Here is a 25,500-nt window from a genome sequence, read left to right as displayed (position 1 = left end):
ATTGATCGCATTGCTGTTGTCTTGCGTAAGAAGGTCTAATTGTGCAATTGCTAAGTCCACGTTATGCCGTATGCACTTCAGGAGTTTGACGCCGAGTCTTACTTTGGGCCCTTCCCGCGGGTCGTTTACGGTGTCTGAGAGGTCAACCTACGTAGTTAAACGGAAGCTAAAACCCGATTTGATCACTGATTTCTTTGGTTTACAGAGGGGTTCAGATTGACTCAAACGGCTCGCATGGGTAAATAAACCCTGCTTTCCCGCCAGCTACTTTGAGAAGAGGCAATTCCGTTATGAGCAAAGCCAATCGGCCGCTGTCTCCGCATTTACAGGTGTACCGGCTTCCGATGGCAGCAGTGATGTCCATTACTTTCCGCGTGATGGGTGTCGGCCTTGCCGTTGGTTTCGTATTTTTAGCGTCCTGGCTGATTGGTGCCGGCGCTGGCCGTGATGCCTTTGAAGGCTATCAGGCATTTTTCACCTCGTGGTTTGGTCTTTTGTTGCTGTTCGGTTGGACGGTGGCATTTTATTTCCACGCTTGCAACGGTGTCCGGCATCTTGTCTGGGACACTGGTCGCGGCCTGTCGAATGAGGGTGCCGCAAAAAGCAACCCCATCGTCCTTGGCGCGGCAGTTGTGCTGACCATTATCACCTGGATCATCGGTCTGGCCTAAGGCCGGGCAAGAGGGGACAAACTTGTCATGAAGATGCAATCCGATCTTGGCCGTGTGCGCGGTCTTGGTTCTGCCAAAAGTGGCGCATCGCACTGGTGGACCCAGCGCGTTACAGCTATGGCGAACCTTCCGCTCGGCATCTGGTTCATAATTTCGATTCTTGCCGGACATACAGCCAACTATGACGCGGTCCATGCGTGGTTGAGCTCGTACTTCCATTCGACGATGATGATCCTGATGATTGTCAGCGTTGCTGTGCACACCACGCACGGCCTGCAAGTTGTGATCGAAGATTATGTGCATAACCGTAAAGCAGAAATGATTTCGTTGATGCTGATCAAGGCTGTGGCGGCGTTCCTGTCCGTTGCTGCCATTGTATCGGTCTTGCGTATCGTTTTTGCCGGAGCCTGAGCCAATGAGTGAATCTTATAAAATCATCGACCATAACTACGACGTTGTTGTTATGGGTGCGGGCGGCGCGGGACTTCGCGCGACGCTGGGTACGGTTGAGGCCGGGCTTAAAACCGCATGTATCACCAAGGTCTTCCCGACCCGTTCGCACACTGTTGCGGCACAGGGTGGCATTGGTGCGTCGCTTGGCAACATGTCCGAAGATCACTGGCAGTGGCATATGTATGACACCGTAAAGGGGTCAGACTGGCTGGGCGATCAGGACGCGATCGAATATATGTGCCGCAATGCGGTGCCGGCTGTTCATGAACTTGAACATTACGGCATGCCGTTTTCGCGTACCGAAGATGGCAAAATCTATCAGCGCCCGTTCGGTGGTCACACCCGTGATCACGGTAAGGCGCCGGTTGAACGGGCCTGTGCCGCGGCTGACCGTACCGGTCACGCGATGCTCCATACCCTGTATCAACAGTGCCTGAAGCACAAAGCCGAGTTCTTTGTCGAATATATCGCCCTTGATCTGATCATGGATGATGACGGCACGTGCCGCGGTTTGGTGGCCTGGGACCTTGATAGCGGTGAAATGCACCGTTTCAATGCCAAGATGGTCATTCTGGCATCGGGCGGTTATGGCCGTGCATTCTTTAGCTGCACCTCGGCCCATACATGCACCGGTGACGGTCATGGCATGGTCGCACGTGCAGGCCTTGGTTTGCAGGACATGGAATTTGTTCAGTTCCACCCGACCGGCATTTACGGTTCGGGTTGCCTGATCACTGAGGGTGCGCGCGGCGAAGGCGGGTATCTGACCAACTCCGAAGGCGAACGTTTCATGGAACGTTATGCGCCGACTGTGAAGGACCTTGCATCGCGTGACGTTGTGTCGCGTGGCATGTCACAGGAAATCCGCGATGGTCGTGGTGTTGGCGAGCACGGCGAATATATCCACCTGCATCTTGAACATCTTGGTTCGGAAGTGCTGTGGGAACGTCTGCCGGGCATTACCGAAACCGCAAAAATCTTTGCCGGTGTTGATGCGACCAAGGAGCCGATCCCGGTTCTTCCGACGGTCCATTACAACATGGGCGGCATTCCGACCAACTATAAGGGCGAAGTTCTGCGCCCGACCGTCAAAGACCCCAACGCAATTGTTAAGGGTCTGATGGCCGCAGGCGAAGCCGCCTGTGTGTCGGTCCATGGTGCAAACCGTTTGGGTACCAACTCGCTGCTTGATCTGGTGGTGTTTGGCCGTGCATGTGGCATGCATGCCGCCGAAGTGGTTGATCCGAAATCATCGTTCAAGGAACTTAAAACCACCGACGGCGACGAAGCGATTGCCCGTTTTGATCGTCTGCGCTGGGCAAAAGGTTCGCGTCCGACGGCGGATATCCGTTTGGAAATGCAGCGCGTGATGCAGGGCAACTGCGGCGTGTTCCGGACGGCTGAAATCCTGAAAGAAGGTAAGGACAAATTGTCTGAAACCGCCAAAACACTTCCCGATGTTGGCGTTTCGGATCGGTCCCTTATCTGGAACTCGGACCTGGTCGAGACTCTCGAACTTGAGAACCTGATGACCTGTGCCGCAGCGACAATGAATTCGGCAGAAGCGCGTCACGAATCACGTGGGGCACATGCCCACGAAGATTATCCAAAACGTGATGACGAAGTCTGGATGAAGCACACCATTGCCAAGGTGGATGACGCCAAGGGGTATGCTGTTGATCTGACGTATCGTCCGGTTAACAACTTCACCCTGACTGATGAAGTGTCATACATCGAGCCGAAAGAGCGCGTCTATTAAGGCGCGGCAAGAGAGGATTTGAGAGATGGTAGAATTCAATCTTCCCGCCAATTCGGTCGTTAAAGAGGGCAAGTCGTTCTCTGCTCCGGCTGACGCGAAGAACACACGTAGCTTCAAGATCTATCGTTTTGATCCTGACAGCGGCGACAACCCGCGGACCGACACTTACGATATTGATCTCGATAAGTGTGGTCCGATGGTGCTCGATGCGCTGATCAAGATTAAAAACGAGATCGATGCGACCCTGACATTCCGACGTTCATGCCGTGAAGGCATTTGCGGTTCGTGCGCGATGAACATTGATGGCCGCAACACGCTTGCGTGTCTTAAGCCGATTGATGACATCAAGGGTGAGGTCAAAATCTATCCGCTGCCGCATATGCCGGTGGTGAAGGATTTGGTGCCTGACCTGTCGCAGCCTTATGCGCAGTTGGCCTCGATCGAGCCGTGGCTTAAGGCCGATAGCCCGACACCGCCGGATGGGGAGCGTTTGCAGTCGCGTGAAGAACGTGCGCAGCTCGACGGTTTGTGGGAATGCATTTTGTGCTTCTCGTGTTCGACCGCGTGCCCATCTTATTGGTGGAACTCCGACCGATTCCTCGGCCCGGCAGTTTTGCTTCAGGCGTATCGCTGGTTGGCAGACTCGCGTGACGAATATACCGGTGAACGTCTCGATGCACTCGAAGATCCGTTCCGCCTGTATCGTTGCCACACGATCATGAACTGCACCAATACCTGCCCGAAAGGCCTGAACCCGTCGCTTGCGATTACTGAAATCAAAAAGATGATTGCAGAACGCCGCGCTTAATTGCGCATCGGGTTGCCCTGAAATAGGCGTTTTACGCCAACATGTTAAAGCCGCCAGTGATCTGATGATCCTGGCGGCTTTTTCTGTTCTAATGCAAACTTCGCGGCGATAAGACCGCATGTGGGTTCAGACCCTAGGCACAAGCATGAGTACATCAATGAACAACAGGCACTGGATGTTTCCGCTGAGCGGGGCGGCATATGGATTGGCGTTCTGGTATCTAAGCAGCTACGCGCCGTTGGATGAATACGCCCTGACAAGTCTGATGACATTTGTCGCAAGCCTTGCCTTTTGTAGCTGGTTTGCGGTTGGCGTGCGCAACCTGCGCGATGATGTGCTTTTTACCCTTGGCGTTGCGGGTCTTGCCGCCCTTCAGGTTTTAAGCTTTCAGGTGTTTGTCGGGTTTGATTTTGTGACCGATATTCCAACAACCGGGCTTTTGGCCTGTCAGGCGATTTGGGTTGGTATTGCGGTGGCGGCCTGGCGGATATGGGCCCGCCCGCAAACAACGGTTTTGCCAAACCATCGCGACCGTGCCGCCCTGGTGCCGGAAATCTGGTCGATCAAGCTTTCGCTGGCCTTCGGGCTTTTGGCGATTGGTATTCTTTGGCCGCTTTTATATGCGCTGACCGCCCTGCTTGAGCTGGTCGGGCTTTATCAGATTTGGGACTTCATTGCCGAAGGATATATTGGCGCCCCCTTGTCGGGGGTTGCGTTTGCGACGGGTGTTTTGATTGCGCAGGAAAAAGCCAATCTTTTGATCCCGGTGCGACAAGTCATTGGCGTGATGTTCCGTGTGCTCTATCCCATTCAGGCTTGTGGGCTGTTGGTGTTTTTGGCCGTTGCCGTGTTTGGCGGCTGGGAAATCCTGATTGCGCAGGACTTTGGTGTGTGGTGGACGGTGATGGCCGCCGCCGCGGGGCTTAGTTACTTGTTGTTCGGGGCGGTTCAGGCCGGTGAGGCATCGACCCTGTTTGGCAAGATTGGTGATCGCATATTTCGGGTGACCTTGTGGATGGCACCGGTTTTTGCCGCGATTGCGATCTATACCATCTGGCTTCGGGTGGCCGATTACGGCCTTACACCGTCGCGGACCTATGGCATTTGGGCAGCACTGTTTGTGCTGTTTGCGACCATTTGGCTATCGGTTGCGGCCTTTGGCCGTCGCCAATCAGCCCCCAATGCCCTGCGCGCGACATTTGGCCATATCGCGATCTGTCTGGCGGTAACGGCGTTTATCGTGCATCTGCCGTTGCTTGATCCTGTGACCATGTCGGCCCGCAGTCAGGAGGCCCGCCTGACGGAGAAGCTTGGGGCCGAAGCATCCTCTTCTGAACTGTCAACCCGCACGCTGAATGATCTGTCCTTTATGGCCACCCGATTAGGCGACCCTGGCATCGCGGCCATTGCCAAATTTACGGCAAGCTATCCAGATGCCATGCCCGATCTGACTGCTTTGCGTGACCGCAATCCCAATGACCGGGGCGATATGATTGCGGCTGATCGCATTCCGATCTTTCCCGAAACCCATAAAGTGCCCAGTGATCTTGTCGATGAGCTTCTGACCGGGCCGCTTGAATTTTATCGCCGGTTTTGCCGGGATGATACCGGGGTGAACCTGTGTTCGATTTTACTGATTGATCTTGATGGCGATGGCCGCGAAGAAGCCGTGTTTTTCATCGATGAAGATTACGCCCCGGTCTATCGGTATGCGGCCGAAGACAGTGAATGGGTGTCGGTTGCGACCTTGCAGCTTGATCCCAACGACAGAGACCGGGCCCAGATGCAACGCGATTTGGAAGCCGGGGCGGTTGATGTGATTGCGCCGCGTTATTCCGACCTTAAGATCGGTGGGCAACGATGGCGCCAAACCCGGTAAAAACCATGCTGTTAATGTCTGAAAAACCGATTTGCGCTATGATACGTCTGGCTTTTTTCATCAACACAGGGAATGACTGCCGTGCCTGATTTTCGTCCCCTTAACATTCGATCCATGCGCCCGTTTGTGGCGGTTGCCATGCTGCTTGGCCTTGCGGCCTGTGGGGATACCAGTTCGAACTGGGAACCGCAGGACATGATGGCGGCACCGACACAGGCCAAGGTCGATGACCGATACCGGGCGATGATTGATTTTAAGGCGCTGTCGCGTGATGACGCGGGCAAGGAATATGCGGCGGGTCCGTCGGCCACCGTTCTGGGCGCGGTCGAAGAGGCCGTTGCACTTTGTCAGGATCAGGGCGGGCAGGGCTGCAAGGCGGTGCGGGTTGGTTTAACGTGGGTCGATGGGCTGGATCAGCAAACCATCGAAGGGGTGATTTCATCGTACCGCGATACCATGACCGCAGAAGCCTATCAGGCGGCCCGTCAGGGCAATATGGGGGCGGCCAACTGGCTGGCGTTTCATTATGCGGTGCGCGGCGAGAACCTTAAGGAAGCCGAGCATCTTTCCAAGCAGGCGCTGCAAGTCGCCCCGGATGATCCCGGTGCACTCGATACCTATGGCTTGATCCTGTACAAACAGGAACGCTACGCCGAGGCCGAAGACGTGTTTGTTGCGGTTAATAAGGCAATGCCGACGGCTGAGCACCTTGCGCATTTTGCTGATAATGCGCTTGCGATGGGTAAAACCGATATGGCGCGCGCGGCCTATCAACGTGCGATGCAGGCCGATCCCAGCCCGGTGCTGTCACAAACCATCCAGAAACGGTTGCTCGCACTTGATCTGGGCGGGGCATCGAATGGTCAGCAAGCCCCGGCGCAATGATTCCCAACATCATTTTTGATTGTGATGGTGTTCTGATCGACAGTGAGATTTTGTCTTTTGCGGTCGTTTGAATTTTTGGGCTGGACGCATCGCCATGCGCAGGATGTCAAAACGAGGATAATGGCGTGTGGTGCGATGACATGACTGACCTGCCGAATTGGAGCCAGATGCCATTGGTCAGAGAAGGGTGCGCGGATTTCTAATCGGCGACGTCGGGTTTGGTGTTATAAATAGGAGGGCGTATCGCGATCCTCGTCCAATTTGGCGTTATTTTCTGGGGAAAGAAAATGTTTAAAACGTTCTTTTGGACAAGCGTTACGGCCATGTTTGTTTCTTCTTGTGTCTTTGCGGCATCCGATGAACATGCGGTTTCGGACCAGATCATTGCCGAGCAGCGCAGTGCTTTGGCGGCTGCCACTAACGGCAAGGGGTATGGCCCGCAGTCGCCGCGTGACATTAATGCGCCTGCCGGTGCCAACCACCGTGCGTTCAATACGGCACCGGTCGTGAATAAAATGGCACTATGTGACATTCATTTCCATGAGAATGCCGAGCATAAAGGTGGCCTGTTTACGACCTTTGCCGGCAATGGTGATGGACACGGGTATGGCACTGGTTTCAAGTACGATGGTGTGCTGGCTGAAGCCGAACTTGCCCCTATTCCCATGACAGTCGGGGGCAGCGAGCATGGCGACCTTGAGCCGGGCGATACCATCGAAATTCACTTCGTATATTCGACCGCGCAAGCGACCCTTGGCAATGGCCTTGGCACTTGTCTGAGCGATGCGACAGGTAATCCACAGCTTCGCGTTGAGGCAGTTGTTGCCGTACTGGTGTCGCAGGGCGGAGCAGACTTCACCAAGATGGCTCATATCGAAGAGATCAACGGGCTGAACCAAGTGCCCAACCTGCCCGCCGATCTGGGTGAGCCGGTTGTGTATGGCGGGTCAACCACAGGTCCAGGCTATAACGAAAAAGGTTCGCCGTTTCAGGTGACCTGGAGTGTGCGTCCCGATGTCGTTAAGTTAAACATCGTATCGGTCGATGCGTGGTTAAAAGATAACCCGTTCAAGGAAGATCACGCCCATGGTGTGCGAAACCTTGTAACGAACCCGGACTTGTTATCGCAAATCAACTGATCGTACATTCTTATGGCGGATATCATCGTTTGTATTTATGCGCCATGCTGTAAGTGCCCGGCGGGCCGCAAAGATATGCATTACACCCAATCGAGCGTAATAACCGCGCCATTCACCAGTGGCAGATCGACTTCGTTGAGGTTTTCCCCCGGTCCACTGCGATCCACAACCAGAAAATCACTGTCGGGTTCAAGGACCAACAGCGGATGATGCCAGACGTTTTTGGCGTAAGTCACCCCCTGTGTGCCGTCCGAGATAAACGCGCGTAGGGTGTCTGGTGTCGGGGTATCCGTACCCGATGCCACCACGATCAGGAATTTCTGACCGGCCAAAGGCATGAAAGCCTGCGATCCGAGCGGGTGACGTTCCATCATTTTGATTTCAATCGGCTTGGCGCGTGGCGTGCCGCGAAAAATGCTGATGATAGGCTGGCCACCCTGATCCCCGACATCGACGCGCGAGATGTCGTGAAACCGGGTGGTGGTGCCCAGATTGATTTTGTAAGTGTCGCGCGCAGTGGCGGTTGAAATGACCTCGCCAAATGGGGCAAAGGCATCCGCTGTGAGCGGTTCGACCTTAAGTTTCATCGACATGCATCCGCCCTATTTGCTGGTCGGTTTGCCAAGAATGCGCAAACGGCTAATACCGCCATCGGGGATCGAATTGACCCGCAAATGCGTGACCGGGCCACTGATGGTCAGGGCTGATGCATCAAATTCGTGGATATGATCGGCCTGCATTTTGCTTTCGGGCAGGATGGTCGACCAGAACATCGAACGTGCGGTCAGCGACTTGTCCTTTTCCCCATCCACATATGCGCCCTGAATGGAAACGCGGTCGGGATAGTTGCCCTTGAAGTGGCAAGTATCGACGATGATTTTTTCAATCTCGCCCGGATTGCCAAGCTCAATGATCAGCCATTCATTGCCCGGTTCGCGCCTGCGGCGGGTTTCCCAACCATCACCCATATTAACCCCACGACCGGGGGACAAAATGGCATTCGGGTTGCCGTAATGGGAATCAGACCAGCCAACGACAACACCACCATTGATCATGGAGGCCAGATCAACCTGTTCGCCGCGGGCGGCCATGTCGGTCCAGTCACGGTTCGGGCGGCCATAGACGCGCAGGCGTGCCACCCCACCATCGGGATAGATGTGCAGGCGGACATGGGTGTAAATGGCGTCCGAGGTCACATCGGCATAGTGATGCGCGCTGGCCCCAAGGCCCATGGGGGCGACAATTTCCGTCCATGTGGCATCGTCACCCGGATCGCCCGCCGGGCAATAGCAGCCTTCGAGTGAGCCTGCAGGCGGGAAGTTGCCGGTAAAGTGGCTGGTGTCGATATCCACCCCGTGAATGCGGCCCGATGTTGCCAGCCGGACAACACAGTAATCGTGGCCTTCGACGCGTTTGCGGCGGCTTTCCCAGCCATCCATCCATTTGCCGTTATCGTCATATCGGTCGGGATAGAAAATGGCGTCGCCCGATTGCAGCATGCGCTGTTTGTCGGCAAAGAAATCATCGGTCGCGAAAATGGCTTCTGCGCCCAGACGTTCATCGGCCAGATTAACAAAGCGCCGTGTAAATTCCGGTGCATCATGGTTTTCAGTATGGCTCATAACAGTTCATTCCTGATTTTATCGTTTGTTATTCGGTCCGGGCATGATCGCGCGGATATTTTTATGCTTATAGATCTTCAAGCCGCAGCTTGGCGATGCGATGGACCTGACCAATGGCCTCGTTAAACTCGGCCTCAGCATCGTTTTTTACGCGGCGTTCAAAGGCGGCCAGAATATCGGCGCGGTCAAAACCCTTTACGGCAAAGATAAACGGGAAGCCAAATTTTTGCTTATAGGCGTCATTAAGCTCGGTAAAGCGGGCCAGTTCATTGGGGCTGCATTGATCAAGCCCGGCCCCTTTTTGCTCGCTTTGTGAGGAGGCGGTCAAATCGGCCAAGGCCAGTTTTCCGGCCAGATCGGGATGAGCGCGCAGCAAGGATAGCTTATCGTCATCAACCGCGCCATTGACCACGGCAGCCATCGCATCGGCAAGGGCTGTGGGGGTATCAAGCGCGCTGGTAATGCCGCGCTCATACAATTTATGGGCGACCCACGGCGAATGTTCATAGACCCAGCCATAGCGCGAGACAAAGGCGCTTTCGGCCAATGTGCTGGGCGGGCGGGTTTCAAAAAGAGATGGTGTGGTACTTGTCATGGTGACCTTTACTTTTTTGTTTTCTTAGCCGCCAAACGGGTGATGTTCGCGCCAATGGCGTGCGATATCAATGCGGCGGGCAAACCAGACATTGTCGTGGCTTTGGACATAATCGACAAAACGTTTGAGCGCGGCAAAACGGCCCGGACGGCCAACCAAGCGGCAATGCAACCCGATGGACAGCATGCGCGGCGTTTCGGCCCCTTCTTCATACAGCGTGTCAAAGCTGTCTTTGAGGTACTGGAAATACTGTTCGCCGGAATTAAACCCCTGCATGGCGGCAAAGCGCATGTCATTGGCATCAAGCGTGTAAGGCACGATCAGATGCGGGGTTTCGGTCTGGGTGCTCCAGAACGGGAGTTCATCGCTGTAATCATCCGCATCATAGAGGAACCCGCCTTCTTCGGCGACCAAGCGGCGTGTATTGGGGCTGGTGCGCCCGGTGTACCACCCCAGCGGGCGTTCGCCGGTGATGCCTTTGATAATCTCAATCGCCTTATGAAGATGGTCGCGTTCGACGTCTTCGGACAGATATTGGTAATCAATCCAGCGATAGCCGTGCGAGCAAATTTCGTGGCCATCCTTCATTGCGGTTTCGCCAACCTTGGGGTTGCGCGCCAGCGCCATGGCAACGGCAAAGACCGTGATCGGGATTTGGCGTTCACGAAATAGGTTCAGTATCCGCCAGACACCAACACGCGATCCGTATTCATAGATCGACTCCATGCTCATGTGGCGGACACCTTCGCGCATGTCCGCGCCAACGATTTCCGACAGAAACGCCTCGGACGCCTTATCGCCATGCAGGATGCAGTTTTCGCCACCTTCCTCATAGTTCAGGACGAACTGAACCGCGACGCGGGCCTTATTCGGCCAGTTGGCCTTGGGCGGGGTATCGCCATAGCCAATCAGATCGCGCGCATAATTCTGGTCGCTCATTTCTGCCTCTCCTGCCTTCTTTGTATCCCTTGCTTTGTCTGCCGGGATGTTTGGTGTAGCATCTATGGGTATAGCATTAACCATAGGTCGCAGTGCAGCAAGGAAGAACTCCGTTGCTGTAGCGCCGCACTATCAAGACGACTTTGATAATGTTCCTGGACGGGATCAGCGGTTTGCCACGTTTTTGTGGTCGTTATGTCTTGGCCCTTGGGCTTTTGACCATTGTTTCGTACCATTCTGCACGAAGTGACGGAATTCGTTTTTCAAAGAATTATTGATATAGTTTCACTTTATCGCCTCTTTCCGAGAACGGGTCGTAATGCGACCCTTTTGAAAATTGCCCTAAACGGGAAGGGCTTAAAAGAACATCGCTCAAAATTGGTACGGCACAAAATCACCAAATAGAATGCCGACCTGGGGAGAAGCGATCGACCACCATATAAGAGTTTGAGAGAGGGAGGCCCGCCATGGGACGACTGACGACGCATGTACTCGACACGGCAAAAGGCTGCCCGGCGGGCGGTATCCGGATTGAGCTGCATCGTTTTGGCAATGGCCATGATGACCTTGTCGCCGAGGCGGTGACCAATGTTGATGGTCGGACCGATGCACCGATGCTCGACGGGGCCTCATTCAAGCCCGGTAAGTATCAGATGGTTTTCCATGCGGGCGATTATTTTGACGCCTGTGGCACAGAGCTTCCTGACCCGAAGTTCCTTGATCAGGTTGTCATCCGGTTTGGCATTTCAGACGGGCAGTCGCACTATCATGTGCCGCTTTTGCTGTCGCCATTCGGCTATTCGACCTATCGCGGAAGCTGAGGCCGGGCATGACGCAACACACCGACATCACTCTGCGCCCTGACATCCGTTTCCTTTTGGGGGACGAAGAACGCAGCCTGCGCAATATTGATCCGCAGATGACGGTTCTTGATTACCTGCGTCTTGAAGAACGCAAATCAGGTACGAAAGAAGGCTGTGCGGAGGGGGATTGCGGGGCCTGCACCGTCATTATTGGTGAGCCAAATGGCGATGAGGGCATGGCCTATCGCACGGTGAACGCCTGTATCCAGTTTGTCCCGACCCTTGATGGCAAACAGCTTTTAACGGTCGAACACCTGAAATCCAAGGACGGCAGCCTGCACCCAGTGCAGCAGGCGATGGTCGAGACCCATGGATCGCAATGTGGTTTCTGCACACCCGGTTTTGTCATGAGCCTGTATCAGCTGTGGCTGGATGGTGGCGAGGAGGATCGGGGGGCGATCAATGATGCACTGGCCGGGAACCTGTGCCGGTGTACCGGCTATGGCCCGATTATCGAGGCGGCGCGGAATGCTGGCGGTGTTGCCGCCAATGATACAGCTGAACAAAAACGCCGGACTGATCTTGCGATCCGTTTGACCAATATGGTCAAGGATGGCGGGACTTTGGCGGTGGAACATGCTGCTGGCCGCTATTACGCGCCGCGCACATCTGATGAACTAGCCGCCCTTTTGGTTTCGCATCCTGATGCGACCGTGTTGGCGGGCGGAACCGATGTTGGGCTTTGGGTGACCAAGATGCTCAAACGGCTGGATCCGATCATTTACATTGGTGACGTTGCTGATCTGAAATCGGTGAGCGAAACCGAGACGTCCGTGACCATCGGGGCCGGAGTGACCTATAGCCGCGCGCATGATGCGCTGGGCCGGGTGGCGGCCGATGTGGGCGAGCTGGTCCGACGTATCGGATCGCGGCAAATCCGCAATGCCGGAACTGTCGGTGGTAATATCGCCAACGGATCACCGATTGGTGACATGCCGCCGGCCCTGATTGCGCTGGGGGCGAAAATTGTCCTTCGCATGGGCGATGTAACGCGCGACGTGCCGTTGGAAGAATTCTTTGTCAGTTATGGCAAACAGGACCGGATGCCCGGCGAGTTTGTGCAAAGCGTGATTGTGCCCAAACCGGCATCGGGCATGACATTTAAGGCCTATAAAATTTCTAAACGTTTTGATCAGGATATCACGGCGGTTCTGGGGGCCTTTGCGATCCGGGTTGCGGATGGCAAGGTGGCGGAATTCCGGGCCGCCTTTGGTGGCATGGCGGGCACCCCGATGCGGGCCAAGAAATGCGAGGCGGCCCTGATCGGGCAGGACTGGAATGAGGCCAGCCTCAGTGCGGCACAGCTTGCCCTTGCCAGTGATTTTGCGCCGATGACCGATATGCGGGCATCGAAGGAATACCGCATGCTGGTCGCGCAGAACCTTTTGACCAAGCTGTTTATCGAAACCAGCGCGCCCGATATTGCCACCCGCCTTGTTGGGAAGGAGGCAGCCCTTGTCTGATCAGATTGCAAACAGCCAAACCGATGATCTTATTGCCCCAACTGCTGGACTGTCGGGTGGGGTGCGCACCGCGTCCAAGCATGATAGCGGCCCGAAACATGTCGCGGGCGAAGCGGTTTATATTGATGACATTATCGAGCCATTCGGCACGTTGCATATGGCCCCCGGTGCCGCGACCATTGCACATGGCAAAATCACCAAAATGGATTTGTCCAAGGTCCGTTCAGCACCCGGTGTGGTCTGTGTTTTGACCGCCGATGACGTGCCCGGTGTTAATGACGTGTCCCCGGCCCATACCCATGATGAGCCGGTTTTGCCCGACGGATTGGTGCAGTTTTATGGTCAGCCGGTGTTTTGTGTGGCGGCCGAAACCCGCGCACAGGCCCGTGCCGCCGCAAAACTGGCGGATATCGAATACGAAGAATTGCCTGCGGTTTTGTCGGTGGATGAAGCCCTTGAAAAGCAGCTTTTTGTCGCCCCGCCGCATGTGATGAAACAGGGGGATGCTGCGTCGGCATTGGCCAAAGCCAAACACCGCCGGTCGGCCCGAATGGAAATTGGCGGGCAGGATCACTTTTATCTGGAAGGGCAAATCACGTTTGCCATCCCGCAGGAAGACGGTGATGTGTTGCTGCATTGCTCAACCCAGCATCCGTCTGAAGTGCAGCACAATATCGCCAATGTGCTGGGCCGTCCGGCCAATGCGGTAACGGTCGAAGTACGGCGTATGGGCGGTGGGTTTGGCGGCAAGGAAACGCAGGCATCGCAATGGGCGGCACTGGCCGCGATTGTGGCGGTGAAAACCGGACGACCGGCGAAATTCCGGCTGGATCGGGATGACGATATGGTCATGACCGGCAAGCGTCATGATTTCATTGTCGATTATGATGTCGGCTTTGACGATGACGGGCGGATTTGCGGGCTTGATATCCAATATGCCGCCAATTGCGGTTTTTCGGCCGATTTGTCGGCTGCGATTGCTGACCGGGCGATGTTCCATACCGACAATGCCTATTACCTTGGCGATGTTGAAATCAGATCGTACCGCTGTAAAACCAATCTGGTGTCCAATACCGCCTTTCGCGGGTTTGGTGGGCCACAGGGCATGGTGGCGATTGAACGCATCATTGATGAAATTGCGATGACCATTGGCCGCGATCCGCTGGATGTGCGGATTGCCAATTATTACGGGACTGATGATCGCAATACGACGCCCTATCACATGGTGGTCGAAGACAATGTTCTGGGTGATCTGACCGATGATATTCTGGCGGCCAGCGATTATCGCAAACGCCGGGCGGAGGTTGAGGCGTTTAACGCGCAAAGCCCGGTTTTGAAAAAGGGGCTGTCGTTAACCCCGGTCAAGTTTGGCATTTCCTTTACCACGTCATTCCTGAACCAGGCAGGGGCGTTGATCCATGTTTATCAGGACGGGTCGGTGCATTTGAACCATGGCGGGACGGAAATGGGGCAGGGGCTTTTTATCAAGGTCGCCCAGGTCGTGGCCGAAGAATTCCAGATCGACCTTGATCAGATCAAGATCACCGCGACCAATACCGGCAAAGTGCCCAATACATCGGCGACTGCCGCTTCAAGCGGGGCGGATATGAACGGCATGGCGGCCCGAGATGCGGCGATGACGATCAAAAACCGACTGATCACGTTTGTGGCGGAAAAATACGGTGTGGCCGAGGCGGCGGTGCGGTTTGTGCCCGGTAAGGTGATTGTCGGTGATCAGGCGGAGCTGAGCTTTGCCGATGTGATCAAGCAGGCCTATCTCGCACGGGTGTCATTGTCGGCTACGGGTTATTACGCGACGCCGAAAATCCATTACGACCGCGAAAACGCATCAGGCCGACCGTTTTATTATTTTGCCTATGGCATGGCGTGCTCGGAAGTTTTGATCGATACCCTGACTGGCGAAAACAAGGTCACGCGGGTGGATATCATTCATGATGTCGGGCGGTCGCTTAATCCGGCGATTGACCGTGGGCAGATCGAAGGTGGCTTTATTCAAGGCATGGGGTGGCTGACCACCGAGGAACTTTGGTGGGATGATAAGGGCAATCTGCGCACCCACGCGCCATCAACCTATAAAATCCCGGCCTGTTCAGATCGACCAGAAGATTTCCGCATGGAATTGTGGTCATCGGGACGCAACGTTGAAAAAACCATTCACCGGTCCAAGGCGGTTGGAGAGCCGCCGTTGATGTTGGCGATTTCGGTTCATCGCGCAATTGCCGATGCGATTGCCTCGGTCGCCGATCATAAGGTGATCCCGCAACTTAATACCCCGGCAACGCCCGAGGCGGTTTTGTATGCAGTCGCCGATGTGGCCAAGCGGATGATGCAAAATGTCGGGCAATCCATGCCCGCGGCGGGGGAATAAGGCATGACCCTGTCGCATGGTGTGCATATTGATCTGCTGTCGTCACCGGGGCCGGTGATGCTGGTCAGTGTTGCGGCCATTCGTGGATCAACCCCGCGTGAAGCCGGTGCCTTCATGCTGATCGGGCCTGACGGCATTTCCGGTACGATTGGCGGCGGTAATCTTGAACATCAGGTGACGCGCCGCGTGCGCGATGCATTTGCCGCAGCAGAGGATGTTAGCGCTAACATCCCTGATATCGCCAATTCGGAAATCGTGCGGTTCCCGCTGGGGCCGGGCTTGGGCCAATGTTGTGGTGGATCGGTTGAGGTCGGGCTTCATCTGCTTGGGCCGTCGCAAAAGACCATACTTTCAAACGCCTTCAAGCAGCTTGTTAGCGGTGGCGGGCATAAGGATGGTCACTGGATCATGCTGCCGACCAGCGACAATCACCTCGGCGTGGCCGATGCCGAACAATCTGCGGTGTTGATGCGGACCTTTGGTGCATTGCGTGGCGGGATGGTGAGCCATAACGGGGTGGATATGCTGTGTTTGCGTCTGGATGACGCGGCGACACCGGTGTGGATTTTCGGGGCCGGGCATGTGGGCACGGCACTGGTAAATGCCTTGGCACCCTTGCCGTTTGACATTCATCTTGTCGATCCGCGTGAGGACTATCTGACTGGACTGAGCGGGGCGAAACTTCAGGTGTGTCACAGTGATAAACCGCAAGATGAAGTCGCCGATATTCCAGCTGGTGCGCATGTTCTGATCCTGACCCACAACCACGCGCTTGATTTTGACATCTGTCGGGCGGCTTTGGTGCGCGGTGATCTTGGCTTTGTCGGCATGATTGGCAGTCAGACGAAACGCGCACGTTTTATCCGGCGGCTTACCGATCGGGGTTTAAGCGCAGCGGCGATTGATCGTTTGACCTGCCCGATTGGCGTTGGTGGGATTACCGGCAAACAGCCGGCCGTGATTGCGGCGTCAGTTGCCGTGCAATTGCTGTCTGTGCGCGAAGCACAGATGGCGCAAAATCAGCCGATTAAAACCGCATCAGACGGGGCGGGTTGATTTTACGACCTTCATTGAAGGTGTTTTTAATGATAAAGGGCCGCGTTAATGACGGCCTGATCAGGTGATCTGGTTTGCCAGATCAAGGGTTTCGCAAAGGAGAACTGGCAGTGTGTGATGCCAAAAAGGGCCATATGCGCCATGCCGTGGATTTGTCCCGGCAAAAAATGGACGAGGGATGTGGTGGACCGTTCGGGGCAATCATTGTGCGCAATGGCGAAGTGATTGCCGAAGGATGGAACAATGTCACATCGACAAACGATCCAACCGCGCATGCCGAGGTCAGCGCCATTCGTGCGGCGTGCGAAAAACTTGGCAGTTTTGACCTTGCCGGGTGTGAGATTTACACCAGTTGCGAACCCTGCCCGATGTGTCTTTCGGCGATCTATTGGGCCCGTCTTGACAAGATCTATTATGCCAATGGCCGCGATGATGCCGCCGCCATCGGTTTTGATGATCAGTTCCTGTATGATGAAGTGGCAAAGCCGATCAATGACCGGTCCTTGCCCATTGAACATGTCGATGTGCCCGAAGCGCGCGAGGTTTTCGCCGCATGGGATACCAAAACCGACAAGATCGCATATTGAGACCGTTTGATTGCAGCACAGAATGCGGTAAAACCGCCGATGGTGTGCAAAATCATATTGCTAAATAGGGGTGGTAGCAGTGACGTCAATGACCGGTGATGCCGGGGCAGAAGCCATGACGGGGGCAGGTCACGCGCAACTTGAAGTGCGCGGTGTGACCAAGGCCTTTCCGGGCTGTCTGGCCAATGACGATATCAGTTTCCGTATCGAACCGGGCGAGATCCATGCGCTGCTTGGGGAAAATGGGGCTGGCAAAAGTACGCTTGTGAAAATCATTTACGGTGTCTTGCAGGCCGATCAGGGCGAGGTTCTTTGGGACGGCAAGCCTGTGACCATTCACAGCCCGCATGATGCGCGTGAAATGGGTGTCGGTCTGGTGTTCCAGCATTTCTCGCTGTTTGAAACCATGACGGTGCTTGAAAACATTGCCCTTGCGATGAATGACGTGCGCGACATGGAGGTGCTGCGCAAGCAGGTGGTCGAGGTCGAAAAGACCTATGGCCTGCCGCTTGATCCGGACCGCCATGTTTACACCCTGTCGGTGGGCGAACGTCAGCGCATCGAAATCGTGCGCTGTTTGCTGCAAAATCCCAAATTGCTGATTTTGGATGAGCCGACCTCGGTTCTGACCCCGCAAGAAGTCGAAAAGCTGTTTGAAACGCTGCGCCGACTGGCTGATGAGGGCTGTGCGATCCTGTATATCAGTCACAAGCTGCATGAGGTCAAAGCGCTGTGTCAGAAGGCGACTGTGTTGCGCGGTGGCAAGGTCGTGGGTGGCTGTGACCCGCGGGAAGAAACCGCAAAATCGATGGCCGAAATGATGATCGGTCAGAAACTGACCGCACCGGACAGGGGCAATGACCGGACCTTTGGAGATGTTCGTCTTGAGGTCAGCAATTTGTCACTGGCCAGCGAAGAACAGTTCGGCACCGACCTGAAAGACGTCAATCTGACCGTGCGTGGCGGTGAAATCCTCGGCGTTGCCGGGGTTGCCGGGAACGGTCAGAACGAGTTGTTTCAGGCGCTGGCCGGGGAAACCGAACAGTTTGCCGCCCCCGATAACATCAAGATTGATGGCACATCGGTCGCGCATTTCGGGCCGCGTCGCCGCCGTCGTCTGGGGGCGACGTTTGTTCCCGAAGAACGCAACGGGCATGGTGCCATTCCTGATATGAGTTTGGCAGAAAACGGGTTCCTGACGGCATTTCGCCGGATGGCCTTGACGGCACGTGGTTTGATCCGCGAAGTCCCGACGAGGTCCTTTGCCGATACCATCATCAAGACGTTTGATGTCCGGACCACCGGGGCCGCGGCCGATGCCGGATCGCTTTCGGGCGGGAACCTTCAAAAATTCATCGTCGGGCGTGAAATCCTGCAAGACCCCGGTGTGCTGGTGATTTCCCAGCCGACCTGGGGGGTTGATGCCGGGGCGGCCACTGCCATTCATCAGGCGTTGCTTGATCTGGCGGCCAAGGGTACGGCGGTTCTGGTGATTTCGCAGGATCTCGACGAGATTTTCGCGATCTGTGACTCTGTTGTTGTGATGGCGGAAGGCAAATTGTCCAAGCCGCGTCCGATGGCCGATGTCAGCATCGAAGAAATTGGTCTGTTGATGGGGGGGCTCCATGATCTGGATGGTGACGCGACCCCGGCGAACGGCACGTTAAGCACAGGAGGCCGCGTTGATCAGGCTTGAACCCCGCCGTTCACATTCACAGGCGATGGTGTATCTGTCGCCGGTTCTGGCAATTGTCATGACGCTGATTGTCGGCGGGATCATTTTTGCCTTTATGGGCAAAAACCCGCTTGAGGCGCTTTATACCTTCTTTATCCTGCCGATCAGCGACAGTTACGGCGTGTCCGAACTGTTTGTGAAAGCCACACCGCTTGTGATTATTGCGGTCGGTCTTGCCATGGGGTTCCGGGCAAATGTTTGGAACATTGGTGCCGAAGGGCAACTGACCATGGGGGCGATCTTTGGCGGGGGGCTGGCCCTTTATTTCTATGACAGTCAAAGCGTGTTTTTGCTGCCGGCCATGCTGGTGTTTGGCGCAATTGGCGGGGCGCTATGGGGCGCTATTCCTGCCCTGTTGCGCACGCGCTTTAACGCCAATGAAATCCTGACCAGCCTGATGCTGACCTATGTTGCGACCCTGTTTTTAAGTTATCTGGTGCATGGTCCGTGGCGTAATCCCGAAGGATTTAACTTCCCGGAATCGCGCCCATTCCCCGATGCCGGACTGTTGCCGATCATTTATGACGGCACGCGCGTTCATCTGGGCACTGCGATTGCCGTGTTTGTGGTGATTGCCGGGTGGTTGTTGCTGTCAAAATCCTTGATCGGGTTCCAGTTACGTGTGGTTGGCAAGGCCCCGCAGGCCGCCCGCCATGTCGGGTTCCGTCAAAAACGCATGGTCTGGTTTACCCTGCTGTTGAGCGGCGGGCTTTCGGGTTTGGCAGGTTTGTTTGAGGTTGCCGGTCCGATTGGGCAGCTCCAACCGTCCATTTCGCCCGGATATGGCTTTACCGCGATCATTGTTGCCTTTTTGGGGCGGTTGCATCCGGTTGGTGTGCTGTTTGCCGGGCTGATCATGGCGTTGACCTATCTTGGCGGTGAGCTGGCGCAAATTTCGCTGGGGTTGCCCAGTGCCGTGACCGGTTTATTTCAGGGGATTTTACTTTTCTTCCTGCTGGCCTGTGATGTTTTGACCAAGTACCGTATCCGGGTTGGATCGGTTGCCACCAAAGGGGGGGCTGTATAATGGATTGGATTGTTCCTCTGATCTTGACCGTGATTACCGCCTCGACCCCGCTGTTGCTGGCGGCGACTGGTGAATTGATTACCGAGAAATCCGGGGTGTTGAACCTTGGCGTCGAAGGCATGATGCTGGTTGGGGCTATCTCTGGCTTTGCTGTGACGGTGTCTAGTGGCTCGGCGATTTTGGGCATTCTGGCGGCGATTGTTGCCGGGATGCTGATGTCACTGATCTTTGCGTTTTTGACCCTGACGCTGATGGCCAATCAGGTGGCGACGGGGCTGGCACTGACAATTTTTGGGGTCGGATTTTCAGCCCTTGTCGGATCGGGCTTTGTTGGGTTTCCTCTTGATCCGCTGCCGTCGCTTTCGATTCCGGTGATCAGTACGATTCCGGTGATTGGCCCGATCCTGTTTTCGCAGGATTTTCTTGTCTATGCCTCGATCGCGATTGTGATTGCCACTGGCTGGTTTTTGACCAGAACCCGGGCCGGACTGATTTTAAAGGCGGTGGGTGATTCCCATGATTCCGCCCACGCCATTGGCTATCGGGTGATCCGCATTCGCTACATGGCGACGTTGTTTGGCGGCGCAATGTCGGGTTTGGGTGGGGCTTATCTGTCGCTATCCTATACCCCGATGTGGGCCGAAAACATGACAGCGGGACGGGGCTGGATTGCGCTGGCGCTGGTGGTGTTTGCCACATGGCGTCCGGGAAGGTTGCTGGCAGGGGCCTATATGTTTGGGTGTATTTCGGTTTTACAGCTTCACGCCCAAAGTGCCGGTGTTAATGTACCGTCGCAATTTATGTCGATGTTGCCCTATCTGGCGACGGTGATTGTGCTGGTGATTATTTCCAGCGACTATACAAAGATCAGATTGAATGCGCCGGCCTGTATTGGCAAGGCGTTCCGACCGGCGCAATAACGCTGGCGATATAAGAGGGAGGCGCGTTAATTTGCGCGCAATGTTGATTGCACAAGGGATCAGGTATAATCCTGTCTGGATGGTTCAAAGGGAGACAACCGTATGAAGTCACGTATTTTTAAACGCACTGCCGCAGCGCTTGCGACGGTCGGTGCGATGGCACTTGGCATGGGGGCTGCACAGGCAGACGATCCGCTCAAGGTCGGTTTCGTTTATGTCGGACCGGTCGGCGATTTCGGCTATTCCTATCAGCATGATCAGGGACGTAAGGCTGTCGATGAAAAATTCGGTAACAAGGTGAAAACCACCTATGTTGAAAATGTTGCTGAAGGTGCTGATGCGGAACGTGTGATCCGTCAGCTGGCGCAGACCGGTAATGATCTGATCTTTACGACCTCGTTCGGCTTCATGAATCCGACGATTAAGGTGGCCAAGCAGTTCCCGGATGTGAAATTCGAACATGCGACCGGGTTCAAGCGGGCTGAGAATTCGGCGACCTATGCCGCTCGTTTCTATGAAGGCCGTTATGTTGCTGGTGTGATCGCCGGTAAAATGACCAAAAGCAACACCATCGGGTATGTCGGTTCGTTCCCGATCCCCGAAGTTGTGCGTGGTATCAACTCGTTCATGCTCGGTGCATGGTCGGTGAACCCGGATGTGAAAGTTAAAATCGTCTGGGTCAACAGCTGGTATGATCCGGGCAAGGAAGGCGACGCTGCCAAGGCCCTGATCGATCAGGGTGCAGACATCATGGTTCAGCACACCGATAGCCCGGCACCGCTTCAGGTTGCTGAAAACCGCGGTGTTCTTGGCTTTGGTCAGGCATCCGACATGATCAAATTTGCGCCCAAGGCACAGCTTAGTGCAATCGTTGACCGCTGGGATGATTATTATATCGAGCGTGTTCAGGCGGTAATGGACGGCACTTGGAAGGCTGATGATACCTGGGGTGGGATCAAGGCCGACATGGTTCACATGGCACCGTTCACCAACATGCCTGATGACGTAAAAGCATTGGCCGAAGAAACCGAAGCCAAAATTGCATCGGGTGAAATCCACCCGTTCGCAGGCCCGATCTATGATCAGGCTGGCGAGTTGCGCGTCAAGGACGGTGAAAACGCTGACGATGGCATGCTTCTTGGCATGGACTGGTACATCAAAGGCATCGACGCTGAATTGCCGAAATAATCGAGATTGCCGATCCAACAACCGGATCGGTTAAATGACAAGGCCCCGTGCATTAATTTGCGCGGGGCTTTTCTTTGTCTTGGTGGCTTGTTTCAGATAGGCTGCGTTCAATTACCCAACATTCTAGCATTAGGTTGAATCATTGGTCGAAAAATGCGCGGAAAATGAATTGGTAGCCGAGGACCAGATAGAATCAGTTTCAGGTAAAAGCGGCTCAACTGATTTTGCTGTGCCACAGTTCCGTCGCAACCTCTTTCCAAGAAACTTGGTTCTTTCTGTCGATGACTTGTGTGAGTTGTCAGAGATTCTAAGTGCTCTCAATGACAGGGCAAAGGAAATTGAAATAGCGGCTTTGAAGAAAAACCCCGATGAGAAGAACCCGGAGGAAGTTGTCAACTCTCTTATGTTGCTTGATTATCAGTTTGTGGAGGAGAATGACAATAACGTAATTGGTACTTATTCGACCTTAATTGATAGCAAGATTATTCCCAAAAAAATAAGTAGCGTATTCTTTTCCAATTTCTCCCATTGTAAGAATGTAGTTAAGCAAGAGCCTTTAAATTGTATTGGCATATTCATAGACTTTCAAAGACCATCCATGTTGATGGACCTGAGCCATATTCCATCGTCAGCTACAAATAATAGAACCGTTGTGAACGTTTACGGAAGAGATGAGGGATTTGTTGTATGGGTGGAAATGAAACTAAAAGAGTTTTTTGAGTCTAAAAAAAGATTTCAGCCGATTGTTCATCTTCCAGTCGTGTACGACAATTTTTTGTATTTGATATTTTTGCCGCTCATTTTTTACTCGATCAAGTTCTTCAATATCGACCATCACGTCAGTGATTTTACTGGAGGGTCTGTATTACTTGATGTGTTGATCGGGATATGGATTCTGCTTGTTTCAATTATAGCGGCAAGGTTCTGTTTCCAGTACCTCCGATGGGTTTTTCCACCTACTGAATTTTATCAAAAAAGCAGAGTAGGCCCACGGCTTCATCGAGCAGCGTTAACAGCGATACTAGCTATTTTCCTCTACCCTGCTCTTTATGATGTTTCTAAACTTATTTACGTAAAGTTCTTCCCGTAGATATGGGATTCCGAACTTATTTTGATTTGGGTGGGTAAGTATTTTCATAGGCCACCATTTCGGTTTTTGGATGGCGTAACGCATACAAGGCGGCCCGCAGCCCACGCAGTTTGACCTTATGTTCACGGGTTTTTCCTGCCCAACGTTCGCGAAACAGATCCATGTCATCCCGGCGGGCAAAATAGATCACCATATCAACGAACGGTGCAGATTGCCCGGACCGAGGGATTTCGATGTTGCGAATGCCCATGGTCCAGCGATCACTGCGGATATTTTTATCAAGCCAGTCCAAAACGTTTTGCGCAGACTGCTTTTCGTGAATGACAACGCGGAACGGAAAATTACGAAGGTCTTGTTGCATGTATCCCCCAAGACAAACCCTGCCTGATGCGGCAATGATACATGAACATTGCACGCAGGGATGTATCAATCCTTTTCGGGGCGTTCGTTGTTGGGGCGATTAGAAGAATTTGAGCTTTCCAGTGTCGGGAAATCCGACCAAATCGCCCATTTGTGAAAGAGGTTAAGTATTTGAATTGGTCTTATTTTTGCGGGCGGGCTTAGGGACTGAAATATAAGATAAATTTACATTTTTTCTTCGCTGAATTAAGGTTACATGATAATCGGACAGTCAAAATTCCCTGCACGTCTTAATTGCAGGGAAAGAAGAATATAAACGGGGTATTGAAGGTTGAGTGAAAAGCGTTCAGGTGTTCAGCCGTCCGGCAAGGAACGCCATTTCAAACCAGAAGAACTGATTGTCAGCAAGACCGATCTTAAAGGTCGGATCACCTATGCCAACGAACTGTTTTTGAGCTTGGCCGACTTCAGTGAAAAGGAAGTCCTTGGTCAGCCCCATTCGCTTATCCGTCACCCCGATATGCCGCGTTGCATTTTTAAAATGCTGTGGGATGAAATTGCCGCCGGGCACGAGATTTTTGCCTATGTCGTGAATATGGGTAAAAAGGGTGATCATTACTGGGTCTATGCCCATATCACCCCGACATTTGATGCCGCGCACAAGGTGATTGGCTATCATTCCAATCGCCGGGTTGCCGACCCTAAGATTCTTAAGGAAACGATCATTCCGCTTTATGCGGAGCTGCGCAAGATCGAGGACAGTACGGCCAACCGTAAGGACGGTATGACGGCCGCATCCAAGGTTCTTGCGCAAAAGCTTTCCGATGCCGGTATGGCATACGATAAATTCATCCAAAGTCTTTAAGACCAAGAGGTTCGAGGTTCGCAATGGCGCTATTTGGTGGTTCCAAATCAGGTATTAAAAAGGCACTGGATGTGGTTCTGGCCGCAGCCGAAGGTGATTACGAAGCGCGCATCACCAATGTCGACAGTCATTCGGAGATGCGCGAATTGTTTATCGCGATCAACCGATTGATCGACCGTAATGATGCGTTCTTGCGCGAAAGTGCCGCATCGATGGGGGCCGTTTCGGAAAACCGGTATTATCGTCGGATTGTCGAAACCGGCCTTGTTGGTGAATATCTGTCATCGGCAAAACGCATCAATGCAGCGACCGCATCGATTGAAGAAAAACTGTCGGGCTTTGCATCCATCCTTGATGATTTCAAAAGCGGTTCGTTTGACGTTGTTGACGAAATTGCCAGTGCAGCCTCGGCCTTGTCCGAGGCATCGGGCGATGCCAATTCGATTGCCCATGAAACCAGTGCACGTTCGACCACGGTAGCCGCCGCAGCGCGTCAGACCGCCAGCAACGTGACCGAGGTGTCGCAGGCATCTGAAGAACTGAACCAGTCAATCCGCGAAGTGTCCGATCAGGCCCGTGAATCGGTTGAAATTGCCCATCGTGCCAATGGTCTGGCGCAGGAAACCGATGGTCGGATTGGTCAGCTTGAAGCGGCTGCCGGTGAAATTGTCGAAGTTGTCAGCTTTATCCGTGATATTGCGGCTCAGACCAACCTTCTGGCCCTGAATGCGACCATCGAGGCTGCGCGTGCGGGCGAGGCGGGCAAAGGGTTTGCCGTGGTTGCCAATGAGGTCAAAGGTCTTGCCAATCAGACCAGTAAGGCCACCGAAAGCATCGAAGAAAAAGTGCAGGATATTCAAACCGCGATTGAACAGTCGGTCGGGTCGATCCGTGAAATTGCCGGTGTGATTGATGATCTGGCCGCGCGCTCGGACATGATTTCGGGCAATGTTGAAACCCAAGCCAGCCTGTCGTCAAACATCACCCGCAATGTCGAACAGGCATCAAGCGGCGCACAGGAAGTTACCGATAACATCACGGTTGTTTCCGACATGGCCAGCCGTACTGGCGACGCCGCCGATACCACGCGCGAAATGGCCAGCCGTCTGGCGACACAGTCGGAAAATCTGCGCAATAAGCTGGGCGGGTTCCTCGATACGATTGAAAAGCTGCTCTATACCGCCAAGAAATAACCGTTTTCTAAACA

General features: G+C 54.2%; 24 protein-coding genes. 19 read left to right on the top strand and 5 right to left on the bottom strand.

The window, feature by feature from the left end:
- The first annotated feature begins 290 nt into the window (after positions 1 to 290).
- The 7 genes from sdhC to COO92_RS19880 all read left to right on the top strand — a co-directional run bounded on the left by sdhC (position 291) and on the right by COO92_RS19880 (position 7,594).
- The gene (gene sdhC / locus COO92_RS19910) at positions 291 to 671 is read left to right on the top strand and encodes a succinate dehydrogenase, cytochrome b556 subunit (protein WP_022732623.1); all 381 of its coding nucleotides are present in this window, start codon (positions 291 to 293) and stop codon (positions 669 to 671) included.
- Between the two features lie 27 nt (positions 672 to 698).
- Positions 699 to 1,082: a succinate dehydrogenase, hydrophobic membrane anchor protein gene (gene sdhD / locus COO92_RS19905; RefSeq protein WP_022732622.1), complete on the top strand. Its 384-nt coding sequence runs from the start codon at positions 699 to 701 to the stop codon at positions 1,080 to 1,082.
- Between the two features lie 4 nt (positions 1,083 to 1,086).
- The gene (sdhA, locus tag COO92_RS19900) at positions 1,087 to 2,883 is read left to right on the top strand and encodes a succinate dehydrogenase flavoprotein subunit (protein ID WP_101304705.1); all 1,797 of its coding nucleotides are present in this window, start codon (positions 1,087 to 1,089) and stop codon (positions 2,881 to 2,883) included.
- A 25-nt stretch (positions 2,884 to 2,908) separates the two neighbouring features.
- Positions 2,909 to 3,691, top strand: a complete 783-nt coding sequence (locus COO92_RS19895) for a succinate dehydrogenase iron-sulfur subunit (protein ID WP_022732620.1) — start codon at positions 2,909 to 2,911, stop codon at positions 3,689 to 3,691.
- A 157-nt stretch (positions 3,692 to 3,848) separates the two neighbouring features.
- Entirely contained in the window at positions 3,849 to 5,570 is a 1,722-nt protein-coding gene (locus COO92_RS19890; RefSeq protein ID WP_165792412.1) for a DUF4153 domain-containing protein, read from the top strand.
- Positions 5,571 to 5,642: 72 nt separating this feature from the next.
- The gene (locus COO92_RS19885; protein WP_101304703.1) at positions 5,643 to 6,455 is read left to right on the top strand and encodes a hypothetical protein; all 813 of its coding nucleotides are present in this window, start codon (positions 5,643 to 5,645) and stop codon (positions 6,453 to 6,455) included.
- 323 nt (positions 6,456 to 6,778) lie between these two features.
- Positions 6,779 to 7,594, top strand: a complete 816-nt coding sequence (locus COO92_RS19880; protein ID WP_240626533.1) for a delta-class carbonic anhydrase — start codon at positions 6,779 to 6,781, stop codon at positions 7,592 to 7,594.
- Between the two features lie 80 nt (positions 7,595 to 7,674).
- Here COO92_RS19880 and COO92_RS19875 read toward each other — a convergent pair whose 3' ends face one another.
- The 4 genes from COO92_RS19875 to puuE form a co-directional block, all read right to left on the bottom strand.
- A complete protein-coding gene (locus COO92_RS19875) occupies positions 7,675 to 8,187 on the bottom strand; it encodes an ureidoglycolate lyase (protein ID WP_240626532.1) in 513 nt (170 codons plus the stop codon).
- 9 nt (positions 8,188 to 8,196) lie between these two features.
- On the bottom strand, positions 8,197 to 9,216 hold the full coding sequence (alc, locus tag COO92_RS19870; protein ID WP_101304701.1) for an allantoicase: 1,020 nt from the start codon (positions 9,214 to 9,216) through the stop codon (positions 8,197 to 8,199).
- 67 nt (positions 9,217 to 9,283) lie between these two features.
- Positions 9,284 to 9,811: a 2-oxo-4-hydroxy-4-carboxy-5-ureidoimidazoline decarboxylase gene (gene uraD, locus COO92_RS19865; protein ID WP_101304700.1), complete on the bottom strand. Its 528-nt coding sequence runs from the start codon at positions 9,809 to 9,811 to the stop codon at positions 9,284 to 9,286.
- A gap of 24 nt (positions 9,812 to 9,835) precedes the next feature.
- Complete coding sequence (gene puuE, locus COO92_RS19860; protein ID WP_022732612.1) at positions 9,836 to 10,750, bottom strand: allantoinase PuuE; 915 nt, start codon at positions 10,748 to 10,750, stop codon at positions 9,836 to 9,838.
- A gap of 467 nt (positions 10,751 to 11,217) precedes the next feature.
- Between puuE and uraH the strand changes: the two genes are divergently transcribed.
- The 10 genes from uraH (at position 11,218) to COO92_RS19810 (ending at position 23,068) form a co-directional block, all read left to right on the top strand.
- Positions 11,218 to 11,571, top strand: a complete 354-nt coding sequence (uraH, locus tag COO92_RS19855) for a hydroxyisourate hydrolase (protein WP_022732611.1) — start codon at positions 11,218 to 11,220, stop codon at positions 11,569 to 11,571.
- Between the two features lie 8 nt (positions 11,572 to 11,579).
- Positions 11,580 to 13,076 (top strand): xanthine dehydrogenase small subunit, encoded by a 1,497-nt coding sequence (xdhA, locus tag COO92_RS19850; RefSeq protein ID WP_206186447.1) that lies wholly within the window; start codon positions 11,580 to 11,582, stop codon positions 13,074 to 13,076.
- The gene (gene xdhB, locus COO92_RS19845; RefSeq protein ID WP_101304699.1) at positions 13,069 to 15,465 is read left to right on the top strand and encodes a xanthine dehydrogenase molybdopterin binding subunit; all 2,397 of its coding nucleotides are present in this window, start codon (positions 13,069 to 13,071) and stop codon (positions 15,463 to 15,465) included. The genes xdhA and xdhB overlap by 8 nt, the downstream gene beginning before the upstream one ends.
- A 3-nt stretch (positions 15,466 to 15,468) precedes the next feature.
- Complete coding sequence (xdhC, locus tag COO92_RS19840; RefSeq protein ID WP_101304698.1) at positions 15,469 to 16,521, top strand: xanthine dehydrogenase accessory protein XdhC; 1,053 nt, start codon at positions 15,469 to 15,471, stop codon at positions 16,519 to 16,521.
- 110 nt (positions 16,522 to 16,631) lie between these two features.
- Positions 16,632 to 17,108: a nucleoside deaminase gene (locus COO92_RS19835; RefSeq protein WP_206186446.1), complete on the top strand. Its 477-nt coding sequence runs from the start codon at positions 16,632 to 16,634 to the stop codon at positions 17,106 to 17,108.
- A gap of 88 nt (positions 17,109 to 17,196) precedes the next feature.
- Positions 17,197 to 18,804 (top strand): ABC transporter ATP-binding protein, encoded by a 1,608-nt coding sequence (locus COO92_RS19830; RefSeq protein ID WP_165792414.1) that lies wholly within the window; start codon positions 17,197 to 17,199, stop codon positions 18,802 to 18,804.
- Positions 18,791 to 19,870 carry an ABC transporter permease gene (locus tag COO92_RS19825; protein ID WP_101304697.1) on the top strand — a complete coding sequence of 360 codons (1,080 nt, stop codon included), beginning with the start codon at positions 18,791 to 18,793 and terminating at the stop codon, positions 19,868 to 19,870. The genes COO92_RS19830 and COO92_RS19825 overlap by 14 nt, the downstream gene beginning before the upstream one ends.
- Positions 19,870 to 20,790 carry an ABC transporter permease gene (locus COO92_RS19820; protein ID WP_101304696.1) on the top strand — a complete coding sequence of 307 codons (921 nt, stop codon included), beginning with the start codon at positions 19,870 to 19,872 and terminating at the stop codon, positions 20,788 to 20,790. Before COO92_RS19825 ends, COO92_RS19820 begins: the two co-directional genes overlap by 1 nt.
- A 102-nt stretch (positions 20,791 to 20,892) precedes the next feature.
- A complete protein-coding gene (locus COO92_RS19815; protein WP_101304695.1) occupies positions 20,893 to 21,978 on the top strand; it encodes a BMP family ABC transporter substrate-binding protein in 1,086 nt (361 codons plus the stop codon).
- Positions 21,979 to 22,147: 169 nt separating this feature from the next.
- Positions 22,148 to 23,068, top strand: coding sequence for a hypothetical protein (locus COO92_RS19810; RefSeq protein WP_101304694.1), 921 nt, complete (start codon positions 22,148 to 22,150; stop codon positions 23,066 to 23,068).
- A gap of 16 nt (positions 23,069 to 23,084) precedes the next feature.
- On the opposite strand, the gene COO92_RS19805 is transcribed toward COO92_RS19810, so the two are convergent.
- Positions 23,085 to 23,429 carry a hypothetical protein gene (locus tag COO92_RS19805; RefSeq protein WP_101304693.1) on the bottom strand — a complete coding sequence of 115 codons (345 nt, stop codon included), beginning with the start codon at positions 23,427 to 23,429 and terminating at the stop codon, positions 23,085 to 23,087.
- Between the two features lie 330 nt (positions 23,430 to 23,759).
- On the opposite strand from COO92_RS19805, the gene COO92_RS19800 reads away from it, so the two are divergent.
- Both COO92_RS19800 and COO92_RS19795 read left to right on the top strand, forming a co-directional pair.
- Positions 23,760 to 24,293: a PAS domain-containing protein gene (locus COO92_RS19800; protein WP_101304692.1), complete on the top strand. Its 534-nt coding sequence runs from the start codon at positions 23,760 to 23,762 to the stop codon at positions 24,291 to 24,293.
- A 23-nt stretch (positions 24,294 to 24,316) separates the two neighbouring features.
- The gene (locus COO92_RS19795; RefSeq protein ID WP_101304691.1) at positions 24,317 to 25,486 is read left to right on the top strand and encodes a methyl-accepting chemotaxis protein; all 1,170 of its coding nucleotides are present in this window, start codon (positions 24,317 to 24,319) and stop codon (positions 25,484 to 25,486) included.
- Positions 25,487 to 25,500 lie beyond the last annotated feature (14 nt).

Source organism: Thalassospira lohafexi (genome assembly GCF_002844275.1).
Lineage (GTDB): Bacteria > Pseudomonadota > Alphaproteobacteria > Rhodospirillales > Thalassospiraceae > Thalassospira > Thalassospira lohafexi.
Note: the sequence above shows the minus strand (reverse complement) of the source record. Positions and strands in the feature narration are given on the sequence as shown.

What these genes read in the sequence shown, in the direction of transcription:
- COO92_RS19820 (WP_101304696.1), top strand. Translation starts at nt 19,870, where the DNA reads ATGGATTGGATTGTTCCTCTGATCTTGACCGTGATTACCGCCTCGACC.
- xdhC (WP_101304698.1), top strand. Translation starts at nt 15,469, where the DNA reads ATGACCCTGTCGCATGGTGTGCATATTGATCTGCTGTCGTCACCGGGG.
- COO92_RS19895 (WP_022732620.1), top strand. Translation starts at nt 2,909, where the DNA reads ATGGTAGAATTCAATCTTCCCGCCAATTCGGTCGTTAAAGAGGGCAAG.
- COO92_RS19830 (WP_165792414.1), top strand. Translation starts at nt 17,197, where the DNA reads ATGACCGGTGATGCCGGGGCAGAAGCCATGACGGGGGCAGGTCACGCG.
- COO92_RS19795 (WP_101304691.1), top strand. Translation starts at nt 24,317, where the DNA reads ATGGCGCTATTTGGTGGTTCCAAATCAGGTATTAAAAAGGCACTGGAT.
- uraD (WP_101304700.1), bottom strand. Translation starts at nt 9,811, where the DNA reads ATGACAAGTACCACACCATCTCTTTTTGAAACCCGCCCGCCCAGCACA.
- puuE (WP_022732612.1), bottom strand. Translation starts at nt 10,750, where the DNA reads ATGAGCGACCAGAATTATGCGCGCGATCTGATTGGCTATGGCGATACC.
- COO92_RS19880 (WP_240626533.1), top strand. Translation starts at nt 6,779, where the DNA reads ATGTTTGTTTCTTCTTGTGTCTTTGCGGCATCCGATGAACATGCGGTT.
- COO92_RS19805 (WP_101304693.1), bottom strand. Translation starts at nt 23,429, where the DNA reads ATGCAACAAGACCTTCGTAATTTTCCGTTCCGCGTTGTCATTCACGAA.
- sdhC (WP_022732623.1), top strand. Translation starts at nt 291, where the DNA reads ATGAGCAAAGCCAATCGGCCGCTGTCTCCGCATTTACAGGTGTACCGG.
- COO92_RS19890 (WP_165792412.1), top strand. Translation starts at nt 3,849, where the DNA reads ATGAACAACAGGCACTGGATGTTTCCGCTGAGCGGGGCGGCATATGGA.
- COO92_RS19815 (WP_101304695.1), top strand. Translation starts at nt 20,893, where the DNA reads ATGAAGTCACGTATTTTTAAACGCACTGCCGCAGCGCTTGCGACGGTC.
- sdhD (WP_022732622.1), top strand. Translation starts at nt 699, where the DNA reads ATGAAGATGCAATCCGATCTTGGCCGTGTGCGCGGTCTTGGTTCTGCC.
- sdhA (WP_101304705.1), top strand. Translation starts at nt 1,087, where the DNA reads ATGAGTGAATCTTATAAAATCATCGACCATAACTACGACGTTGTTGTT.
- alc (WP_101304701.1), bottom strand. Translation starts at nt 9,216, where the DNA reads ATGAGCCATACTGAAAACCATGATGCACCGGAATTTACACGGCGCTTT.
- uraH (WP_022732611.1), top strand. Translation starts at nt 11,218, where the DNA reads ATGGGACGACTGACGACGCATGTACTCGACACGGCAAAAGGCTGCCCG.
- xdhA (WP_206186447.1), top strand. Translation starts at nt 11,580, where the DNA reads ATGACGCAACACACCGACATCACTCTGCGCCCTGACATCCGTTTCCTT.
- COO92_RS19885 (WP_101304703.1), top strand. Translation starts at nt 5,643, where the DNA reads ATGACTGCCGTGCCTGATTTTCGTCCCCTTAACATTCGATCCATGCGC.
- COO92_RS19875 (WP_240626532.1), bottom strand. Translation starts at nt 8,187, where the DNA reads ATGTCGATGAAACTTAAGGTCGAACCGCTCACAGCGGATGCCTTTGCC.